This window comes from Acinetobacter sp. YH12208 (genome assembly GCF_013418055.1).
Lineage (GTDB): Bacteria > Pseudomonadota > Gammaproteobacteria > Pseudomonadales > Moraxellaceae > Acinetobacter > Acinetobacter pseudolwoffii.
Map to the genome: position 1 here is coordinate 56,500 of NZ_VPCT01000011.1, position 20,499 is coordinate 76,998.

Annotated in this window: 24 protein-coding genes; 15 read left to right on the top strand and 9 right to left on the bottom strand. The window is 43.1% G+C overall.

From position 1 onward, the window contains the following. Positions 1 to 264: 264 nt before the first annotated feature. The 4 genes from FTU95_RS11195 to FTU95_RS11210 form a co-directional block, all read right to left on the bottom strand. Complete coding sequence (locus tag FTU95_RS11195) at positions 265 to 678, bottom strand: HIT family protein (RefSeq protein ID WP_005170623.1); 414 nt, start codon at positions 676 to 678, stop codon at positions 265 to 267. Between the two features lie 31 nt (positions 679 to 709). Next, positions 710 to 979 (bottom strand): YARHG domain-containing protein, encoded by a 270-nt coding sequence (locus FTU95_RS11200; RefSeq protein ID WP_005170626.1) that lies wholly within the window; start codon positions 977 to 979, stop codon positions 710 to 712. An 86-nt stretch (positions 980 to 1,065) separates the two neighbouring features. Further along, a complete protein-coding gene (locus tag FTU95_RS11205; protein WP_005097081.1) occupies positions 1,066 to 1,938 on the bottom strand; it encodes an NAD(P)-dependent oxidoreductase in 873 nt (290 codons plus the stop codon). A 62-nt stretch (positions 1,939 to 2,000) separates the two neighbouring features. Further along, the gene (locus FTU95_RS11210; protein WP_159138295.1) at positions 2,001 to 3,098 is read right to left on the bottom strand and encodes an alpha/beta fold hydrolase; all 1,098 of its coding nucleotides are present in this window, start codon (positions 3,096 to 3,098) and stop codon (positions 2,001 to 2,003) included. Positions 3,099 to 3,240: 142 nt separating this feature from the next. Between FTU95_RS11210 and FTU95_RS11215 the strand changes: the two genes are divergently transcribed. The 9 genes from FTU95_RS11215 to trpB all read left to right on the top strand — a co-directional run bounded on the left by FTU95_RS11215 (position 3,241) and on the right by trpB (position 10,944). Next, positions 3,241 to 4,428: an O-succinylhomoserine sulfhydrylase gene (locus FTU95_RS11215; RefSeq protein ID WP_100355326.1), complete on the top strand. Its 1,188-nt coding sequence runs from the start codon at positions 3,241 to 3,243 to the stop codon at positions 4,426 to 4,428. A 28-nt stretch (positions 4,429 to 4,456) separates the two neighbouring features. Then, the gene (locus FTU95_RS11220; RefSeq protein WP_004731251.1) at positions 4,457 to 4,786 is read left to right on the top strand and encodes a YbaB/EbfC family nucleoid-associated protein; all 330 of its coding nucleotides are present in this window, start codon (positions 4,457 to 4,459) and stop codon (positions 4,784 to 4,786) included. A 13-nt stretch (positions 4,787 to 4,799) separates the two neighbouring features. Then, on the top strand, positions 4,800 to 5,396 hold the full coding sequence (gene recR, locus FTU95_RS11225; protein ID WP_004278698.1) for a recombination mediator RecR: 597 nt from the start codon (positions 4,800 to 4,802) through the stop codon (positions 5,394 to 5,396). A gap of 178 nt (positions 5,397 to 5,574) precedes the next feature. Then, positions 5,575 to 6,717, top strand: a complete 1,143-nt coding sequence (locus tag FTU95_RS11230; protein ID WP_005097077.1) for an HRDC domain-containing protein — start codon at positions 5,575 to 5,577, stop codon at positions 6,715 to 6,717. Positions 6,718 to 6,847: 130 nt separating this feature from the next. After that, entirely contained in the window at positions 6,848 to 7,153 is a 306-nt protein-coding gene (locus tag FTU95_RS11235) for a YcgL domain-containing protein (RefSeq protein WP_159138294.1), read from the top strand. A gap of 21 nt (positions 7,154 to 7,174) precedes the next feature. After that, positions 7,175 to 7,558, top strand: coding sequence for a hypothetical protein (locus FTU95_RS11240; protein ID WP_074383190.1), 384 nt, complete (start codon positions 7,175 to 7,177; stop codon positions 7,556 to 7,558). Positions 7,559 to 7,579: 21 nt separating this feature from the next. Then, entirely contained in the window at positions 7,580 to 8,431 is an 852-nt protein-coding gene (locus tag FTU95_RS11245; protein ID WP_005097074.1) for a MoxR family ATPase, read from the top strand. Positions 8,432 to 8,444: 13 nt separating this feature from the next. Beyond that, positions 8,445 to 9,632: a VWA domain-containing protein gene (locus FTU95_RS11250; protein ID WP_159138293.1), complete on the top strand. Its 1,188-nt coding sequence runs from the start codon at positions 8,445 to 8,447 to the stop codon at positions 9,630 to 9,632. A gap of 103 nt (positions 9,633 to 9,735) precedes the next feature. Beyond that, positions 9,736 to 10,944, top strand: a complete 1,209-nt coding sequence (trpB, locus tag FTU95_RS11255; protein WP_005170649.1) for a tryptophan synthase subunit beta — start codon at positions 9,736 to 9,738, stop codon at positions 10,942 to 10,944. 126 nt (positions 10,945 to 11,070) lie between these two features. Here the strand turns inward: trpB and FTU95_RS11260 are convergent, their stop codons facing one another. The 3 genes from FTU95_RS11260 to FTU95_RS11270 form a co-directional block, all read right to left on the bottom strand. Next, entirely contained in the window at positions 11,071 to 11,502 is a 432-nt protein-coding gene (locus tag FTU95_RS11260; RefSeq protein ID WP_005097071.1) for a CBS domain-containing protein, read from the bottom strand. Positions 11,503 to 11,606: 104 nt separating this feature from the next. Continuing rightward, positions 11,607 to 11,987, bottom strand: a complete 381-nt coding sequence (locus tag FTU95_RS11265) for a DUF2750 domain-containing protein (RefSeq protein ID WP_005097070.1) — start codon at positions 11,985 to 11,987, stop codon at positions 11,607 to 11,609. A gap of 152 nt (positions 11,988 to 12,139) precedes the next feature. Beyond that, positions 12,140 to 12,373 carry a hypothetical protein gene (locus FTU95_RS11270; protein ID WP_005097069.1) on the bottom strand — a complete coding sequence of 78 codons (234 nt, stop codon included), beginning with the start codon at positions 12,371 to 12,373 and terminating at the stop codon, positions 12,140 to 12,142. Between the two features lie 224 nt (positions 12,374 to 12,597). On the opposite strand from FTU95_RS11270, the gene FTU95_RS11275 reads away from it, so the two are divergent. Further along, positions 12,598 to 12,957 carry a hypothetical protein gene (locus FTU95_RS11275; protein WP_034608990.1) on the top strand — a complete coding sequence of 120 codons (360 nt, stop codon included), beginning with the start codon at positions 12,598 to 12,600 and terminating at the stop codon, positions 12,955 to 12,957. Between the two features lie 97 nt (positions 12,958 to 13,054). Next, complete coding sequence (locus FTU95_RS11280) at positions 13,055 to 13,378, top strand: hypothetical protein (protein ID WP_005170656.1); 324 nt, start codon at positions 13,055 to 13,057, stop codon at positions 13,376 to 13,378. Here FTU95_RS11280 and FTU95_RS11285 read toward each other — a convergent pair. Then, complete coding sequence (locus tag FTU95_RS11285; protein ID WP_180078551.1) at positions 13,302 to 14,879, bottom strand: pitrilysin family protein; 1,578 nt, start codon at positions 14,877 to 14,879, stop codon at positions 13,302 to 13,304. The two genes, FTU95_RS11280 and FTU95_RS11285, sit on opposite strands and share 77 nt — an antisense overlap. Before the next feature lie 11 nt (positions 14,880 to 14,890). Continuing rightward, positions 14,891 to 16,285 carry a pitrilysin family protein gene (locus FTU95_RS11290; RefSeq protein WP_180078553.1) on the bottom strand — a complete coding sequence of 465 codons (1,395 nt, stop codon included), beginning with the start codon at positions 16,283 to 16,285 and terminating at the stop codon, positions 14,891 to 14,893. Positions 16,286 to 16,463: 178 nt separating this feature from the next. Between FTU95_RS11290 and ftsY the strand changes: the two genes are divergently transcribed. The 4 genes from ftsY to FTU95_RS11310 all read left to right on the top strand — a co-directional run bounded on the left by ftsY (position 16,464) and on the right by FTU95_RS11310 (position 20,070). Beyond that, the gene (gene ftsY / locus FTU95_RS11295; protein ID WP_005097061.1) at positions 16,464 to 17,570 is read left to right on the top strand and encodes a signal recognition particle-docking protein FtsY; all 1,107 of its coding nucleotides are present in this window, start codon (positions 16,464 to 16,466) and stop codon (positions 17,568 to 17,570) included. 172 nt (positions 17,571 to 17,742) lie between these two features. Further along, the gene (locus FTU95_RS11300) at positions 17,743 to 18,432 is read left to right on the top strand and encodes a nitroreductase family protein (RefSeq protein ID WP_005097060.1); all 690 of its coding nucleotides are present in this window, start codon (positions 17,743 to 17,745) and stop codon (positions 18,430 to 18,432) included. A 191-nt stretch (positions 18,433 to 18,623) separates the two neighbouring features. After that, complete coding sequence (locus FTU95_RS11305) at positions 18,624 to 19,217, top strand: nitroreductase family protein (protein ID WP_005097059.1); 594 nt, start codon at positions 18,624 to 18,626, stop codon at positions 19,215 to 19,217. Positions 19,218 to 19,416: 199 nt separating this feature from the next. Then, positions 19,417 to 20,070, top strand: a complete 654-nt coding sequence (locus FTU95_RS11310; RefSeq protein ID WP_180078554.1) for a DUF2057 domain-containing protein — start codon at positions 19,417 to 19,419, stop codon at positions 20,068 to 20,070. Positions 20,071 to 20,499 lie beyond the last annotated feature (429 nt).

Here is a 20,499-nt window from a genome sequence, read left to right on the forward strand (position 1 = left end):
ACAAGTTTCAGTCATGTGTTGAAACATGTACCGCTCTATTGGTGCCAAGTATCGATTACAAATAAGACAGTAAGATTAAGGAAATATTTCAAATCTGTTAAATGTTGTATTTTGTAAGTTTTGTAATATTACACATTCAATTTTTTGTATTTAAAGATAATTTGGTTGCTATTATCTTAATGATTCGCATTTATTTCTAAAGTTTTATGCTTTAAGTAGAATAAAAAAATGGAGCCAAAGCTCCATTTTTTTATTCAGTTAAACTTAAAGTGCAGCTTTGATTTTTTCAGCCAGCGCTTTAATTTTTTCCTGATCACCCATCTGGGCAGCATGTTTACCCAAGTTGTGCAGAGAAGTCGGCACTAGATGAAAATGAATATGCGGTACAGTCTGACCAGCAGCAGCACCTGATAATTGCATCAGGACAATGCCGTCAACGCCCAAACCTTTTTCAATTGCTTTCGCAACCTTCTGTACAATTTGAATCGTATAGGCCGCAGCTTCAGGATCTAGATCCAGTAAAGTGATGGCTGGTGCTTTCGGAACGACCAGAGTATGACCATCTGCTTGCGGCATGATGTCCATAAATGCAAGAACCTGGTCATCTTCATACACTTTAATCGCAGGAAGTTCACCGCGTAGAATTCGTGCAAAAATATTCTGATCATCATAAGTCATAAGTACATTCCTTGAGCGTTATTGAATTGAATTATTTACAGTTCAATTCTTTCTGACGATCTTTGATCACGTCAAGACGCTGTTGCTCTTTTTCCGAGAATTTTGGCTTGGTTGTATAGCAATTGTCATTGCCGAACTTCGCTTTTGCTTCTGGATCTTTAAAACAGAATCCTTTAGACGCATAAATCACGTCATGATCATTTTTCAATTTTTTGCATTCCTGTTCAGATGCAAGAACCGATGTTGAAGCCCCGAACAAAGTTGCTAAGCCAATTAATGCTGCAACAGAAAATTTCTTCATGCGAGTTTCCTCTGGGTTATCCACTATATGTGCCTGCCTACTAGTCACAATATGAGGTTTTGTTATCATTATTCAATGGCGAGATATTACTCGATGGTAATATTACTCCATGATTCATACATTTTCACGGCACTGGAAAAATCACTGTTTTTATCCGATAGATCACTGGCCGCCTGAATTAGATTCTGGGTTAATGATAGCACAGGCGCAGACAGTTTAGCCTCACGCGCCAGATCGATTGCGATGCCGGTATCTTTGGCCAAGAGTGGCAGGGCAAAGGTTACAGGAAAACTGCGATTTAAAATACGCTGTGGTAATACGGTTTCGGTCACCATGCTTTTACCACTTGAAGCATTAATACAATCCAGTGCTTCATTCAGGTTGACTCCATGTGCTTTCAGCGTAGTAAAGCCTTCTGCGACCGCACACAGGTTTACAGCCATTAACATATTATTCACGGCTTTCACTGCAAAACCTGCGCCAGATTCACCGACATGCTTAATCAGTGTGCCAAAAGCCTGCATCGCAGGAAGGGCTTTTTCAAAACCTTGGACATCGCCGCCTACCATCACTGTCAAGGTGCCATTTTCAGCACCAATGGTTTGACCGCTGACCGGTGCATCCAGAAAGATCGCCCCACGTTCAGCCAGTTGTGCTGCCAGTGTTTGCGCGGAATCCGGTACACCACTGGTACAGTCGACCCAGACTGAGCCGGATTTAAGCGACAAATTTTCCAGAAGTTGTGCTACATCGGCACTGGTCGGCAAACATGAAAAGATAATATCTGCCTGAACGGCCTGTTCTAGCGTAACGGCTTGAGTGCCATATTCAGCAGCATGTTGCTCTGCTTTGTCAAAATTGCGGTTCCAGACATAGACGGTATCAAACTGCTTGGGTAAATGTGCCGCCATACGATAACCCATGGCACCTAAACCGATAAATGCTACTGACTGAATCATGCTGTATCCTCTGAATATGTAAATAAATTTTAATGTTTTTTGGCGATGCTGACGCAGATGCGCTAAGCATCAAGACGTGTAGAGCGCTGCGCCAGCCAGGTCGTCATTTTGGGCCAGAACGTATTGGCTGTTTTCTGGTTGGACATCAGGCCCAGATGACCACCCGGAATCAGAGTAAACGTCTTATCCTGGCTACTTGTCAATTCTATCAAAGGCTTAGCTGACTGTTCTGTGACAATCTGATCGGTTTGGCCGGCACCGACCAACAGCGAGCAGCTGATATTCTTAAGGTCAACAGTACGACCATTTAAGGTGATTGAACCTTGTTTTAAAGGATTTTGCAGCCACAGATGTAAGACCATGTCCTGATTAATCCCGCCCGGATAATCAATCATCTTATTCAGAAAATTTCCCATGGTGGCATGTTCATAGACATTTTCGACATGATCCAGATTCAGCAAAAACTGCTTCTGGCTTTTCAGCCAGCCGATCGGATCCAGTAACTTAAAGCCCAAGGCATTTACAATGCCGGGCGTATGAATATATTGCTTTGGAATATGACCCTGATGAATGGCCTGTTGCAGATTTTTATTTTTAGAAATCAGTTTATTGGTGGTCGAAAACAGTTTGCCGACCCGTCCTGATGCATAACTGTCGATGGGGCTGCCAACGACCATCAAATTTTTGACATGTTCAGGCGAATGCAAGGCGGTATAAAGCGTGACAAATACCCCAGCCATACTCCAGCCGTGTAGGGAAATGAACTGACTGTCCGAATGCTTGCAGATGGTTTCAATAGATTGAGGAATGGCTGCATCAATAAAAGACAAAAAGTTTAAATGACGATGTCTAAAGTTAAAACGTTTCCATTCCACCAGATAGACATCAAAACCGCTATGCTGAAAATGCTTGACCAGCGAACGATAGGGATACAGATCATAGATATCCATATTGATGGCGAGAGGGGCGACAAATACCAATGGCTCCTTGTATTTCTTATCGGGTGAGGCGTAATAGCGAATCTTGCAAAACTCGTTGCCGCTAATATATTCAAAAGGCGTTTTTTGCGACAGAATCAGAGAGGAGGCATTAAACATCCGGGCACTGAAATGTTTCAATTTTTTTTGCTGGCGCTGAAAGTTTTGTTTTAACTGAATCATGTAAATAAAATATCCGTATCCGGGGAAGGATTGATCGAAGTCTAAGCAATAATTGCTTATTATGCCTTGACCTGAAATAGCATAGGCGCTCAAAATGTTGGCAATTTTTTACAAAAGGCAGCCTTAGGGCTGAGGTAGAGCGATGAGCCAGCAAGACGATATTTCATATCAATTAGAAACTTTAGCCATCCGTATAGGTCATACCCGTAGCTTTGAGGGTGAGCATGCTGAACCCATTTTTCTAACATCGTCATTTGTTTATGAAAATGCCGCCGAAGCTGCTGCGAAATTTTCAGGTCAGGAACCGGGCAATATCTATTCTCGCTTTACCAACCCAACCGTTGCCATGTTTGAAAAACGTCTGGCGGCACTCGAAGGTGCAGAGCGCGCCGTTGCTACCAGTTCAGGTATGGCTGCCATTATGGCAGTGACCATGGCTTTTTTGAAAGCAGGTGATCACGTCATCTGCTCACGTGCAGTCTTTGGTTCGACTGTTTCGCTATTTGAAAAATATGTCGCAAAATTTGGGGTTAGTGTCGATTTTGTAGATTTGACCGATCTTGATGCATGGAAAAATGCCATCCAGCCTGAAACCAAATTACTGTTTGTTGAATCTCCATCAAACCCGCTTGCAGAAGTGGCTGACATTCAGGCATTGGCTGATATTGCCCATGCCAATGATGCTTTACTGGCAATCGACAATAGCTTCTGTACACCAGTGTTACAACAACCTCTCAAATTTGGTGCAGACCTGGTGGTGTATTCTGCGACTAAATATCTGGATGGTCAGGGCCGTGCCTTAGGTGGAGCTGTGGTTGGAAACCATAAACTGCTGGAAGAAATCTTTGGTTATGTGCGTACCACAGGTCCTTCAATGAGTCCGTTTAATGCATGGGTATTCCTGAAAGGCTTGGAAACGTTACGTTTACGTATGCGTGAGCATTCAGCAAGTGCGCAGCAACTGGCTGAATTTCTGGATCAGCATCCAAAGGTAGAGAAGGTTTATTATGCCGGTCTGCCTGCGCATATCGGTCATGCGCTGGCAGTGAAACAGCAGACGGGTTTTGGTGGCATTGTGTCTTTTGAGGTGAAAGGCGGTCGTGAAGCCGCTTGGACAGTCATTGACAATACCCGGTTTATCTCGATCACCGGTAACCTGGGGGATGCGAAATCAACCATTACCCATCCGGCAACCACCACACACGGTAAATTATCGCCTGAAGCCAAAGAAGCAGCAGGTATTCGCGAAGGTTTAATTCGTGTTTCTGTTGGTTTAGAAGAGATTGGTGATATTATTCGTGATATTACTCGTGGTTTAGATCTTATCTAATTTTATAAATTTATGTTCGGAGATATTTATGAACATTAATATGTTGATGCAGCAAGCTCAGCGCATGCAAAAAGAAGTTGAAAACAATGTAAAAAAAGCCAAAGAAGAGCTGGCACAAACTGAAGTGCATGCCGAAGCGGGCGGTGGTTTGGTCAAAGTCACCATGACTTGCCGCAATGTGGTGAAGCGTATCGAAATCAACCCTGAATTACTTCAGGATGATCCAGACATGATCGAAGATCTGATTGCTGCTGCAATGAATGATGCTGCGCGTCAGGCAGAATTGGTCTCTGATGAAAGAATGAAAGCAGCAAACTCGGGTATGGGTTTACCACCGGGTCTGGCAGGTATGTTCTAAGGAAGAATGCGCAATGTTTAGTGATCGTTTTGATCAACTGGTTCAAGCATTACGCATTTTGCCAAGCGTTGGGCCGAAATCGGCTCAACGTATGGCATTGCATATGATCATGAAAAATCGTGAAGGTGCAATTGGTCTGGCGCATGCGTTGACTGAGGCGACCAACTACATTCATGAGTGTTCGGTTTGTCATTCATTGACTGAAGATGAAGTGTGCAATATCTGTACGTCGCTAGATCGTGATGATGAATTGCTCTGTGTGGTGGAATCACCTGCAGATGTTATGGCGATTGAGCAAAGTGGCAGCTTTAGAGGGAAATACCATGTACTGGGCGGGCATTTGTCACCGCTCGATGGGATTGGTCCTGAAGAAATTGGCATTCCGTATTTGTTGCACCGTTTGGCCAATGGTCAGGTGAAGGAAGTCATTCTCGCTACTAATGCGACGGTAGAAGGTCAGGCCACGGCACATTATCTGGTGGAAGCCAGCAAGCATCTGCCGATCCAGATGACTCGAATTGCCCAAGGTGTACCACAGGGCGGTGAACTGGAATATGTCGATAGTCATACCTTGAGTCAGGCCGTACATAACCGGATGCGCATGAAGTAAGATAGACTTAAAAATCTTGTTAGTTTTAATATAAAAAAGATATTATTTAAAATCTAGAGCCTAATAAATAAGGGGTATTTTTGCTAGATAGAGCAGAATCAGCGTTATTTTTTATACAAAAATTCTATAGATCAGTTAATATGGATCTATCGAGAATCTAATTTTAGACTCAGTCTTTATGTTTCAATTTATTCAACATCAAAACGATTTATACCCTGTGCTGAACCTGATGGATCAGAGTTCTGTTTACGGGCTGGATACCGAATTTATCAAGGTCGATACTTTGTGGCCGAAACTGGGTGTGTTTCAGATCAATGTAGACAACAAGGTCTATTTGCTGGATGGAACCACCCTGGATCTGACTGAGTTCTTCAATAAAGTTTTTAACGCCCAGCAGAATATTTTTCATGCTTGTAGCGAAGATATTGATCTGCTTTATCACTATACCCAAAAGAAATCACTGACCAATGTGTTTGATACCCAGGTCGGCATGTCTTTTCTGGGGCATGGTCTGCAAGTCAGCTATCAGAATGCGCTCAAACAGATGCTGGAAGTCGATATCGAAAAAGACCAGACCCGTTCTAACTGGCTGGCACGTCCTTTAAGTTCAGAGCAATTACTTTATGCGGCCAATGATGTGCATTATCTGGTCAAGCTGTCTGACAAAATCAAACAAGAGCTGGATACGAAATACCTACTGGATTTTGCTTTGCAAGACTGTCGTTTCTTGACTCAGGAAATTGGTGAAGACACACCAACGGCCTTGTTATATCAGGATGTGGGGAATTATCGCCATTCACGCCGTCAGCTGATGCAATTACAGCAATTGATGGTCTGGCGCGATCAGATTGCCAAAGCACTGAATCAGCCACGTAGTTTTATCTTAAAAAATGTCAGTATGATTGATCTGGTCGAGAAGTTCCCGCGCAATAACTTCCAGTTGAGTCAAGTCAAAGATATCCGTTCAAATGTGGTTCGTGAACATGGTAAAACTATTTTAGATTTATTGAAATTCTTGCCGGAACCGGAAAGCTGGCCGTTACGTCTGGCGCGTCCAATCCGTCATTCCTCCAAAGATATCGGCGAAAAGATCGATAACATCATTCAAAATGTAGTCGATGAAACCTCAATTCCAAAAGAAGTGCTGATGCGTAAAAAATGGCTGAATGCCTTGTATCAGCATGTGGTCTTTCATAAGGATGAGCAGGATCTGCCGGATTATCTGCTGGGCTGGCGCTATGAACTGTTAACCCAGCCACTGATTCAGGTGCTGCATCAGGATGAATCTTATTTATCGACCCAGATGAAAGTCAGCGAGTGATCGCTTGCAGGATTGGTTAAAGATAGAGCAATTATACAAAATCACGACTGATGCATGAGACGTGGCTAATGTTTCTGTCTTTTTTTTGATGTATCCTTGCGGATGTTTTTCCAGAAAAGTCGTTTGAAACATGCAAGTGTCTATCTACAAATCCAGCAAAAAAAGTGAAATGTATCTGTATGTGGCGCGTCCTGCGGATGAAAGCGAAGCTGAAATATTCGAGCCACTCAGCGTATTGTCTGAGCCCGTACAAGCCGCATTTGGACGTGCGACTTTTGTCATGCATCTCGAACTGAGCGAATCGCGTAAACTGGCACGTGCCAATGTATTGCATGTGATGGATTCTATTGCTACACGTGGTTTCTTTTTGCAAATGCCGCCAGAAGGCTTGATTGATCCGAATGCAGTCGCTCCAGAAGGATTGCGTGGCGCTTAATGTTAATTCAGGAGTTGTGAAATGAATGGTTATGTTGCTGTCTTAGACTCAATTCCTGAACAGAGCATTGCTGTTGCGGTTTATCTGCTGGGCAGCCTGATTGCTTTATGGTGCTGGTATGGCGTAACCAAGCGGCTGCCTAAGCCGCTTGGTGGTTTTTTGTGGATTTTAGGCTTTGCCATTCTATTGACACCGACGGTATCCGAGGGGCCGAATGCCTCTATCGCACCTGCAATTTTTGGCTTGCTGTTTGGTGTGTTGACCAAAGAGCAAGCTCTGATTTGGATTAATGCGTCACTTATTTTATTTGTCATTGGGATTGGATCTGTGATTGGCTATTGCTGGTCGACCTATGTGTCGAACAAGGGCAATCTTCGTGTTCACAAGAAAAGTTCACCGTTGTAAGTAAAAAAATAAGGTTAAATCATGTCTGCTGATCATCAACAATTTTCAGGTACAGCTCAGTACATTGCGACTGACAGTTTAAAGTTGGCGGTTAAAGCTGCCCGTAGTTTACAAAAGCCGTTATTGGTCAAAGGTGAGCCTGGTACAGGGAAAACTTTATTGGCTGAGCAGGTAGCAGAAAGCCTGGGCCTAAAACTGATCACCTGGCATATCAAGTCCACCACCAAAGCACAGCAAGGCCTGTATGAATACGATGCGGTGTCGCGCCTGCGTGATAGTCAGCTTGGTGATGACCGTGTCTATGACATCAAGAACTACATCAAGCCGGGTAAACTGTGGGAAGCATTTACCAGCGAAGAACGTTGTGTCTTGCTGATTGATGAAATTGATAAGGCAGACATCGAGTTTCCGAATGACTTGCTACATGAACTCGATAAAATGTCGTTCTATGTGTACGAGACCGGGGAAACCATTACCGCAACCCAGCGTCCAATCGTCATCATTACCTCAAATAATGAAAAAGAATTGCCCGATGCATTCCTGCGCCGTTGTTTCTTCCACTATATCGAATTTCCGGATGAAGCGACCATGCGCGAAATCATCGATGTACATTTCGAGAATATCTCTGCCACATTGGTCAATGAAGCCTTGCAGGTTTTCTTTAAATTGCGCCAGATTCCGGGTTTGAAAAAACCACCATCAACATCTGAGCTGATTGACTGGCTCAGCCTGCTTATGGCTGACGACATGCCGGAAGATATTTTGCGCAATACTGATAAATCCAAAGCGATTCCACCCTTGTACGGCGCCTTGATCAAAAATGAGCAAGATGTACAGTTGCTTGAACGTCTAGCCTTTATGTCACGTCGTTAAGGGAGAAACACGCATGTTTGTGCGACTGTTTTATACCTTACGCAAATACGGCGTACCGGTCTCAACCCGTGAGCTGATCGATTTGAATCAGGCGGTTGCGGCTGGACTGGTCTTTGCCGATCAGGATGAGTTCTATCAGCTGGCCAAAACTGTAATGGTTAAGGATGAGCGCTATTTCGACAAATTCGATCGCGCCATGAAAGACTATTTTGATGGTATTCAGAGCTTTGATATTGATGAACTGCTGAATCAGGTACATAAGCTGCCCAAAGACTGGTTCGATCTTGAACTGCTTGAAAAGCATTTGACTCCTGAACAGCGCGAAGAGCTGAAAAAAGCCGGATCATTAGAAGAACTGATGAAAATGCTGGAAGAGCGCTTGCGCGAACAGCATAAAAAACATCAGGGTGGCAACAAGATGATTGGTACCGGCGGCACTTCGCCTTTCGGTGCCTATGGCGATCATCCGGAAGGGGTGCGTATTGGTGGGCCGGGACGGAAACGCTCTGCGGTGAAAGTCTGGGAGCAGCGTCAATATCGCAACCTCGATGATGAGCAGATTCTGGGAAGTCGTCAGATGCAAATGGCACTGCGCCGTTTGCGTAAATTCGCGCGTCAGGGTGCAGCCGAAGAGCTGGATATCGATGGCACGATTCGTGAAACCGCCAAGCAGGGTATTTTAGACGTACAGCTGGTGCCTGAGCGCCGTAACCGCATTAAGGTGCTGATGCTGTTTGATGTCGGCGGTTCCATGGACTCACATATTGCCCAGTGTGAAAAACTGTTTAGCGCAGCCAAAACCGAATTTAAAACCCTGGACTATTTTTATTTCCATAACTGCCTGTATGACTATGTCTGGAAAGACAATATCCGCCGTTCCAGCTCGCGCATGAATACCTGGGATTTATTCAATACCTATGGCCGTGATTACCGGGTGATTGTGGTTGGTGATGCCAGTATGGCGCCTTATGAAATCACCTCGGTCGGTGGTTCGGTTGAATATATGAATGATGAAGCAGGACAGGTCTGGTTGCAGCGTCTACGTCAGCATTTTGATAAAACCGCATGGCTCAATCCCGAAGAAGAAAACTATTGGCATTACACGCATAGCATTGGTTTGATTAAGCAAATCTTTGAGAACCATATGTTTCCAATGACTTTGAAAGGCATTGAAGATATGACCAAATATCTCGCGCGTTAATTTTATTTTTCTGTTAGTGGCTTTATCTATAATTATGAGTGGGTTAACCACATTATTTTAGGATAAAGTCATTTGTTGTACATTCCAAAGTTCAGGAATTATTATGGCTCATCAAATTAATGGTATTGCTTTACCCAATGAGGACGGCTTTTTTGGTCAATATGGCGGTCAGTTTATTCCGCCCGATCTAAAACAGGCGATGGACGATATCAATGTCGCTTATCAGGAAATCCGCCATACTCCAGAATTCCAGAACGAGCTTAAAGACCTGTTTGCCAACTATGTGGGTCGTCCAAGTCCTTTATTTCATGCCAAGCGTCTGTCAGATCAGTTAGGCGGTGCACAGATTTATCTGAAACGTGAAGATTTAAATCATACAGGTGCACACAAGATCAATCATTGTCTGGGTGAGGCTTTGCTAGCCAAATACATGGGCAAGACCAAAGTCATTGCAGAAACGGGTGCGGGTCAGCATGGGGTGGCATTGGCAACTGCCTGTGCCTTGGTTGGGATTCCATGTGAAATTCACATGGGTCAGGTGGATATTGAAAAAGAGCATCCAAACGTCGTAAAAATGAAGATTCTGGGTGCGCGCCTGATCTCTGTGACGCGTGGTACAGCAACCCTGAAAGATGCAGTTGATAGTGCATTTGAAGAATACTTGAAAGACCCGAAAAATTATATCTATGCCATTGGTTCGGTGGTGGGGCCGCATCCATTTCCAATGATGGTACGTGATTTCCAGTCCATTATCGGTGATGAAATCAAAGTGCAAAGTAATGACCGTTTTGGTGCAAACCCGGACTATGTGGTGGCCTGTGTTGGCGGTGGTTCCAATGCAGTGGGTGCATTTACCGCGTTTTTAAATGAACCGGAAGTAAAGCTGGTGGGCGTAGAGCCGGGAGGTCATGGCCTGGACACCGATATGCATTCGGCGACCTTAACACTGGGTAAACCAAGTCAATTGCATGGTATGGCCTGCTATGTGCTGGAAGATGAGCAGGGTGAACCTTTACCGGTACATTCGATTGCTTCTGGCCTGGATTATCCTGGTGTGGGGCCGCAACATAGTCTGCTTAAGGATTTGGGCCGGGTCGAGTACACCACCGCCACCGATCAGGAATGTCTGGATGCTTTCATGACCTTGTCGCGTGTAGAAGGTATTGTGCCGGCTTTAGAAAGTTCACATGCAGTGGCCTGGGCAATTCGTGAAGCAGGCAAATTGCCAAAAGAAGTCAAGATCGTGGTCAATCTTTCTGGTCGTGGTGATAAAGACTCGGATTATGTGGCAGAAAAATTAGGTCTAAACTGATTTTATCCAAAACACGAGTATAAAAAATCCCGGTTATATACCGGGATTTTTTATACATTCAATCGAAGCTTGATCTTCAGTTATTTAAATGCGCTTCAAATATTGGAGAGAAAGCCAGAGATGCTTTTAACCTGAAATATATTGCTGTAATTGATCAATCAGTTTGCGTTGGTCATCCATTGCTGCTTTGACCAAATCTCCGATTGAAATCAGACCAAGCAGTTTTTCATCTTCTACTACTGGCAGATGCCGTAGATGGCGCTCAGTCATTAAGGCTAAACAGTCTTCTACAGTCGTCGAGGTATTTACGGTAATCACTTTAGAGGTCATGATTTCATTGACTGTGGTATCGAAAGAGGTTCTTTGCATCAGGGCGATTTTACGGGTGTAATCCCGCTCCGACAAAATCCCTACCACGTTATCTTCATGCGTTACCACAAGTGCCCCGATTCCTTTATCAGCCATCAAGGTGATGGCCTCTAAAACAGTAGAATCTGGACGGATGGTATAAATAGCTTGATGCATTTTTTCATTCAGCACCTGTGCCACATTGGTCATGCTTCATCATCCTTACTGGTCAATTTATTATTAATCCTAGAGTATGCCTTCAACCTGAACATCTCTAAGTGTTTAGGTTTTAGTCTTTATAAATAGCATGTTATTTACGCAATGTGCAGTCTTTGTTGTGAAAAAAATAGATGACGCATCTGTGCAGTGCTCAGTTTAAGTCTGGTGCCATTGGTATTGCACAGGGCTGGGGTGACATTCAGGCGCGACAAGGTCGGCAATAATGCATTTTCAAAATCTTCAGAATTGATTTTACGCGGAGCATAATCAGGCCAATGTTGCTGGGCATAATTTTTGGCATCGAGAGGATTTAGCCAAAACGGGAAAATACAGTCTTCCTGATCACGCATCATTGCCCAGCCTTTATGATATGCGCCCCATAGCTCGCCACAATTCCTTAAAGATTTCAGCATGGTGATCTTGAAAAGGGATTCTTTACAGATCGGATCAATTTGAATAATTTTTCGTGGTTTCATTAGAATAAAGTGCTATTGGATGTCAGACCCTATTCTAGGAACTTTATAAGTAATTACTGTTTCAGCTTTGCAAGGATTGGTAAGAAAATATGTATTTATTGCTATTTATCGAAAAAAAGGGCTGAAAAAAACGCCACCTAGGTGACGTTTCATTATGCTTGCAGGGTGGCCATGTTCTGCCAGTACTGCGCTTTGAGTGAATCCCGTTCTACACGGAAACCTTGATAATAAAGTTCTGCTAAAAAAAGCGCTGCTTTACCATGACCTGCACGAGCTGCATCTTCAAGCTGTTTTACCGCATCCACAAAGTTCATTTGGGATTGGATGGTATTCACGGCATCTGCATACAGATGTTCCAGATCGTGTTGAGAGAGTTGTTGTATCATATAAAAACTCCTTAATTTTAATTATGATTACAGGACAGACTAATCAGTCTAAATACAAATATAAATTAGTATTGTTAAACTAATATTACAAAATAATGGAAAAGTCAACTATTCGAGTTTATTCGTTTACTTCAGTTATAGTTTAACTGATTAAACTATACACACTTATAAATATTATTAAGATAAATTGTAAGTGGATATCAAACAATAAGGAGAAAGCCATGATGACAAGAACTTTAGATGGTGTGAACTTTGATATGCCACCGACTGCTGGTCAGGTCATGGAACTTGCACATTTGCATCGCAAAAAACTGGATGACGCTATATTTAGTAAATATACGCATCTGGGTAATTATGGGCTGGCACAACGTAAAGAGGTGTATGACTTTACCCGTGCTCTGGATGTCAATCAGCGTGAGCAGTTCTATAAACTCTATAATGGCGAGTTGGTTCGAATTGCAGATGAAGATCGCCTGCATCCCCCTGAAGCAGAAGCGGGGTTAAGTAAATTTGCTGTTGCACTGGTATTGGTGATTGTAGCATTGGTGCTGTATTCAACTATTCTGAGCAGAATGATGAGCTAATCCGCAGAGTCGTGGGTTTTAGCCCTGCTAAATATGGCGCTACTGACTTGAACTTATATAAACCTAACCATACACTACCTTTAACTTGAGGTAGTGTATGTCTATAGATACAGAAAAGTTAATTCAATGGTTCAGCAGAATCAAGCTGGAACAGATTTATAATATTGTTGTCATTTTTATGGTTGTGGTAATTTTATTTTTAGCCGCATTGGCTCTCTATCGTCCGCTTAACATCTCTCAAATCACCCAGATTCGGCAACTTTCTGAACAGCAAAATTTGCCCCAAACTCAGGATCTGGCACTGGCTCTATTAGAGCAGCAGCATATCCGTCGTGGGCAGTATCTTAAATTGATGCAGGCCTATCAGCAGGAGTCTCTGCGGGCGCGTCAGCTGCCACCGCTCTCGGTGGAGATGCCTTAGGCACAGGGTTTGCTGGCAAATTGAAATTGGCATCCATTAAATTCTGCTCCAAACGCATTTTCAAGGCATCTTTATCCAGTTCTTTATTGACCACGACCAGCGTTAGGCGGTCTGGATGTAAATGTTTGCGTATTGCATTTTGCACATCTTTTGCGCTAATTCTGGCTAGACGTTCTGGATAACTGGATAAATAATAATTTTGCTCACTATAAAAGCCCATATTGCCTAACTGGGCATTAATGGTGGCATTGCTGCTGTAATTGTTAGGGAAGGCGCGCAGCATGCCTGCTTTGGTTTCTTCCAGACGTTGAGTGTCAATCGGTTGGCTGACAAAATTGATAAATGCCTGATGTGCAATCTGAATACTCTCTAGTAGCTGATCCTGCCGTGTAGAATATTTAAAGCTGAATACTCCGGGTGCCTGACTAAAGCTGAATGAGCTATAAGCGCCGTAGCTAAAACCACGTTTGACCCGCAGTTCCTGCATCAGTACCGCATTAAATCCACTCCCGCCAAACATGCGGTTGGCGACTTCTAGGGCCAGTCGGTCTTCAGTAAAGCGTGATGGCCCTATATGTCCAAAGGTGATATGCGCCTGAGACGAGTTATAAGGTAAATGCACCACTTCAAAACCATATTTAATTTCAGGCGGTGGTAATGCAGCTGCTTTTTGACCTTGAGTTAAATTGCCGGCAATCCGTTCTGACAGTTCCAGCGCCTGTTTGGGGCTGAGTTTACCGGTAATAGCAATATTCATATTTTGCGCCACCAGAAACTGATCACGGAATTGTTTTAATAATTCGGCATTAATTTTCTTGGTACTGCCTTGGGTGCCACTAATTGGCTCTGCATAAGGATGCTGACCATATAGAGTACGATAAAAACGAATATCCATCAGCCGGCTTGGATTTTCCTGTAATTGCTTTTGTCCCACTTGGGTATTGCTTAAAGCCAGATTAATACTGGCGGGTTTAAATGACGCATTCTTTAGAACTTCCATCATCATTCCGAGTGCCGGTTCCAATTTATTTGGATCTGAAAGCGTACGCAGCCGAACCACAAACATGTCCCGATAGGCCTGTACGCTAAATTGTGCTCCAGTCTGGTCAAAAATTGCCGCGACCTGATTCGCACTATATCTGTCTGTGCCTTCACGCATCAACTTGGCTGCCATACTGGACAGGCCATAGAGTCCTTTAGTAATTTCCTGATCACGCGCCGAGCCGGCATTAAAAGTCAGCTGGATATCCACCATTGGAAGATCTTGGGTTTCAACAAATAGCGTACGTACCTGATAGCGATTGTTCAGGTCGTGAATATACGGTGCCTGAAATTCACGCTGCGGATTGAGATTTTTCAGGCTTTGCAACAGAGGGATAGACTGTAATTGACTCGGATTATCGTTTTGATCGGGTTGAGGATCCAGATAATTTTCTGCATCGACAGCAGAAGTAAAACTTAAAATAAAAATAAGTAAAAAAGGACGAAGATGATGACGCATTGCAATCCCCATTATTGGGCTTTTTGTTCAGGTGAGAGATAAAGTGTGCTGAGATTGTCTCGGACGAAATAGGCATTAGCGACACGCTGGATATCCTGAACGCTGACACTTTCAAAATGCTTGGGTAGTTCATCCATCAGCCGATAACTCAGTCCATTGACTTCCAGATTGCCAATCATTTTGGCCTGGCCGGCAATATCATCCTGACTATAAATCAAACTGGAGATAAAGCGGGTGCTGATACGATCTACTTCCTGTTGGGTCATGGCGGTGGTTTTGAGTAAATCCACTTCATCCTGAATCGCTTGTTGTGCCTCTTGCAAAGATACGCCTGGCGCAGGTAAGGCAGAAATGCCAAACAGGCTGTCACCACGATTATAAGGATCATAAGAAGCGCTGACAGAGGTCAGAATTTTACGATCACGCACCAGACGGTCTTGCAGGCGTGAAGATATACCGCTGTCCAAAAGGCTACGAATAATGGTCAAGGCATACGCATCTTGTGGGTTTTTGGCAGTACTGAGGGATTTTACATTCCAGGTCATGTACAGATTGGGCACCTGAACATTGCTGTTAATTTCCATATGCCGATAGCCTAAGCGCTCAAACTCCAGTACATCATTACGTGGCGGTGTTGGACGCGCAGGAATATCTCCAAAATATTTTTGCACTTGCGCTAAAGCCGCTTCCGATTCCACATTTCCGACAATTACCAGAATGGCATTATTGGGGCTATACCAGTCCCGATACCATTTTTTGACATCATTTAACTGAATATTGTTCAGGGTTTTCATATGTCCAATCACCGGTTGGCGATAATGGCTGGTCGGATAACTGATCCATTTAAAGCGTTCAAAGGCCTGAGCGCGCGGGTTGTCATCGGTACGCTGGCGCCGTTCTTCCATCACCACTTTAATTTCTGGCGCAAAGTCCTGCTGCCGCAGTAATAAATTGCTCATGCGGTCAGATTCAAGTTCCAGCGCCATAGGGAAATAGGCCTTAGGATAGAGCTGATAATAATTGGTGTAATTGGTAAAGGTGGCGGCGTTGATGCTACCGCCATAAATCCGGCTCAGACGGGTAAGTTCGTCATTTGGAACTTTATGCGTACCTTTGAACATCATGTGTTCAAGTGCATGCGAGACCCCCAGAATATTGCCAGATTCATCACTGCTGCCGACTTTGTACCAGATCTGGGTCATCACCATGGGCGCACGATGGTCTTCCCGAATAATGACTTTTAATCCATTACTTAAAGTGGTTTCAAAAGTGGTGCGTGATAATTCACTACGAGTCTGGGCTTGGGCCTGATTAATACTTAATCCCAGTAATAGGACACCAAGTGGATAAAGTGTTTGTTTAATCATTCTGGAAAAAGAGGAGACAGTCAGAAAGGTGGCGGACACTAGATCTCCCAAAAATAGGCATTTGTATTTAGGGTTATTTTTAATAAATGCGGATATGAAAGCAACCAAGAGCTGTAGCTTTTTGGTATGTTTGTCCAGCATTTGCATTGCTAGCTGCAAAGCAGGCAAGTTATGGTAGAATCTGGGTTTTTAACGCAATGCTTTTCAAGGATTCGGCATGCAACAGCAATCTAATGGGCAAAACAAATTTTTGATTGATGCTGATATCGGAGATGATGATGTCACATTACCGAGCTTACCTGCGGTCAATGTGCCTATCGTAGAAACGCCAAGCGAAGCAGCTGTAGTTTCTGCACCTGTCGTAACAGAAACTGAAAATGAAGATTCTGCGGCGAAAGGTGGCTTCTTTAGCCGTATGAAAGAGGGTTTAACCAAAACCCGTAAAAACCTTGCCGATGGGATGGTCAATATCCTGATCGGTGGTAAAGAAATTGATGATGAATTATTAGAAGAAGTCGAAGAGCAGCTGCTGGTGGCCGATATTGGTGTGGAAGCCACCAAGACCATCATTGCTAACCTGACCGAGCGTACCGAACGTGGTGACTTGATCTACTCGCATTCACTGTATAAGGCGCTTCAGGAAGAACTGGTGGCTTTATTGGCACCCCGGGTAAAACCGCTACACATTGATCCGAATAAATCGCCTTATGTGATTCTAGTGGTCGGTGTAAATGGTGTAGGTAAAACCACCACGATTGGCAAACTGGCCAAACGTCTGCAAGGTGAAGGCAAGACTGTCATGCTGGCGGCAGGTGATACTTTCCGTGCAGCTGCAACGGAGCAGCTACAGATCTGGGGTGAGCGTAATAATATTGCGGTCGTGGCTCAAGGCAATGGTGCAGACTCGGCTTCAGTGATTTTCGATGCTTTTGAAAGTGCGCGTGCCAAAGGCGTAGATGTATTAATTGCTGATACAGCTGGTCGTTTGCATAACAAAGGTCATTTGATGCAAGAGTTGACCAAAGTAAAACGTGTCATGCAGAAAATTGATGCGACTGCACCACATGAAGTGATGTTGGTTGTCGATGCCGGAACAGGTCAGAATGCCATTAACCAGGTCGAAATGTTTGATGAGGCGGTAGGCCTAACCGGTTTGACCATTACCAAGCTCGATGGGACTGCTAAAGGTGGCGTACTGTTTAATATTGCCAGTCGTACTCATGTGCCGATTCGCTTTATTGGTGTGGGTGAGAAAATTGATGACTTGCGTCCTTTCTCTGCCAAATCTTTTGTTGCTGCATTGTTTGAAACTGAAAATAAATAATGCGTGATAATTCACACAAACTCCGCTAAGTGCGGAGTTTGTTGTTTTTGAGGGGTTTGAATGCTTTAAAAATCAGCTAGAAAATATGAACCAGATCTATCTACCGTAATAAAGCCATTATACTTGTATGGGATTATTCGAGCTGTTTTAGCTGGGTTTTGTGGGGGGGGAAATGGCATTGCTAAATAAAATTGGTCAGGTATTAACAAGTGATATAACCAAGGACTTTAAATTTTCGAAAAAAAACAAACCTGATGATGATTTGAAACTGACTTTTGTTGATCAGTTGAAAAAGCGCCGTAGTATTTATGAACTTGGCAAGCGGGTACATTATAGTCAGGCGTATCTGAGTGAAATGCTTCAGGCAGCAGTTCGCAGTTGTCCTTCAGCCTATAATTCCCAAAGTACGCGGATTGTAGTGTTATTTGCGGATTCTCATTATAAGTTTTGGGAACTTGTCAAACAGGTTCAGCGCCAGCATGTGCCCACACATATTTACGAAGGTGCAGAGATCAAGTTAAATCAGTGTGCCGCGGCATATGGCACGATTTTATTTTACGAAGATCAAGCCGTGATTCAGCAACTACAAAAGAAAATGCCGCTCAATGCAGAAGATTTCCCGATCTGGTCTGAACAGACATCAGGAATGGCGCAATTTGCCGTGTGGACTGCATTGGCAGATTCGGGTTTAGGTGCATCTTTACAGCATTATAATCCGCAGATCGACACTTTAGTCGCCGAGCATTTTGACATTGAAAAGAGCTGGTTGTTACGTGCCCAACTTTGCTTTGGCTCGATTGAGCAGGCAGCAAAAGAAAAATTAGAACAGCAAGATCAGCACTTTTTTAAAGTATTGGGTTAAAAACCGATGAAGGACGGTATAGCAGCATGGATGCTGCGAATGAAATCTAATACAAATATTCTATTCAGATCTAAGTCTGATTGTTCTATAAATAAAACACATTGTTATGGGAATGCACCTGTTTTAAGTGCTCAAAACACGTAGTATGACTTTATCAGTTTTTAATAATCAAAATACATAGAGGTGAATTTATGGCATTTTTAGATCAAATCAAACAGCGCCGAAGCATTTATACCATTGGGAAAAATGTGAGCCTGGAGCAGGCTGAAATTGAAAATCTCATTAAAGATGCAGTTAAACACAGCCCATCATCTTTTAACTCGCAAACTTCTCGTGTGGTAATTTTATTTGGTCAATCACATGATACTTTCTGGCATATTGTGCGTGAAACCTTGCGTGATCTTGTTTCGACAGATGCATTTGAAGCAACCAATAATAAAATTAATGGTTTTGCAGCAGGTTATGGCACCGCATTGTTTTATGAAGACCAGAATGTGGTGAAATCGATGCAAGAACAGTTTGCACTCTATGCCGATAACTTCCCGGTCTGGTCAGAGCATTCTTCAGCCATTGCGCAGTTTGCAACCTGGACAGCTTTGGCAGAGAAAAATATCGGTGCCTCGTTGCAGCATTACAATCCAATTATTGATGAAGAAGTTGCACAAACTTTTGAAGTCCCATCGCACTGGAAGCTTCGCGCGCAATTGGTCTTTGGTTCTATTGAAGCACCTGCAGGCGAAAAAACCTTTATGGATGATGCGGAGCGTTTTAAAACCTTTGCATAAATCGGGTTTCAGCTAAAAAGAAGTGCTTTTGTGCTTCTTTTTTTATTTGTACTGGCTAATAGCAGATAATTTAAAATTGCTAGTCAAATAAATGCTAAAAGTTCAGGTGAAATAAGAGAAGTTTTTGTCATAAAATTGTCATTTCGACGCGGCATAGTGCAGCTCAACTTTAATAATTAACTTGAAATGAGTAGATGATATGGATTTTCGTACTGCGGCAACTGTAGCGGCACTGTTGTTTAGTACCTCGGTTTTTTCAGCGGTGACTATTACAGTACCTGAAGAAATTAAGATCGTTGCGGTAAATAATCAGGAAATAAAATCAAGTCTATTACGTTCTAATTCAACTTATAAACTGGATGCTGGAATGAATAATATCAGCGTCCGCTATAATGAGTTTTTTCAGCACTCTGATAATTCACATGACATTTTAAAGTCGGGAGTGCTTACTGTAAAAACTCCAGAGCTTAAAGATGGTGAAACCTATCGTTTAGCGTTAATTAATGCACCTCAGAATTTTGACGAAGCTAAAAAGTACCAGGATCAGCCCATCATTGGCTTATATGATGCAAAAAATCAGCTGCTTGTTCAGCAAGCGGGCGCTAAAGATGCAGCGAGAACATGGTTTGCAAATAATGTATTGACCAAAACAGTCGAGATGAGTAGCAAGTCAGCAACATCACTTAATCAACCAGCACCTGTATATGCTCAGGCAGCTAGTGTGGCTACGGTCGCCACTCCTCAAACTCAATTCGTCGGGCAGAATGATCAACAACTCATTCAATTATGGCAAAAGGCCTCCAAAGCTGAACGTCAAAAATTTATGACTTGGTTGGCTGAACAGACGAATTAAAAGATAAAGTATGAAGGATCAAATGGTATTGATGCTTTTTTAATAGGTAGAGTGCAGAGATTCATATTTGGTTATACTTTTAATGCAAAAAATCTGGAAAATCTCTCAGAAAAGGCTAAAAATAACATTTTAGATTAAAAAATAAACGTACACGTCACTTTTTTGAATCTTTTTGAGAAAAGCCCTTGCGCTTGTTTTTAAAGTGTATAGAATACGCTGCATCAAGGCGATACAGCAAAACGAACTTAGCTGATTAAGTTAGGTTGTTGTGTGAGTTGCCTGGTAGCTTGTTTCTGACGAAGAGCAAGAAGATCATTAAGAGCTTATGAAGAACAACTTGTGTGGATTTTTACTGGTTGATCGATCGAAATTATTTTCATTGATTGATGGTAGAAATGACTCGAAGTTTATTTGAGAAATATTTGTCAG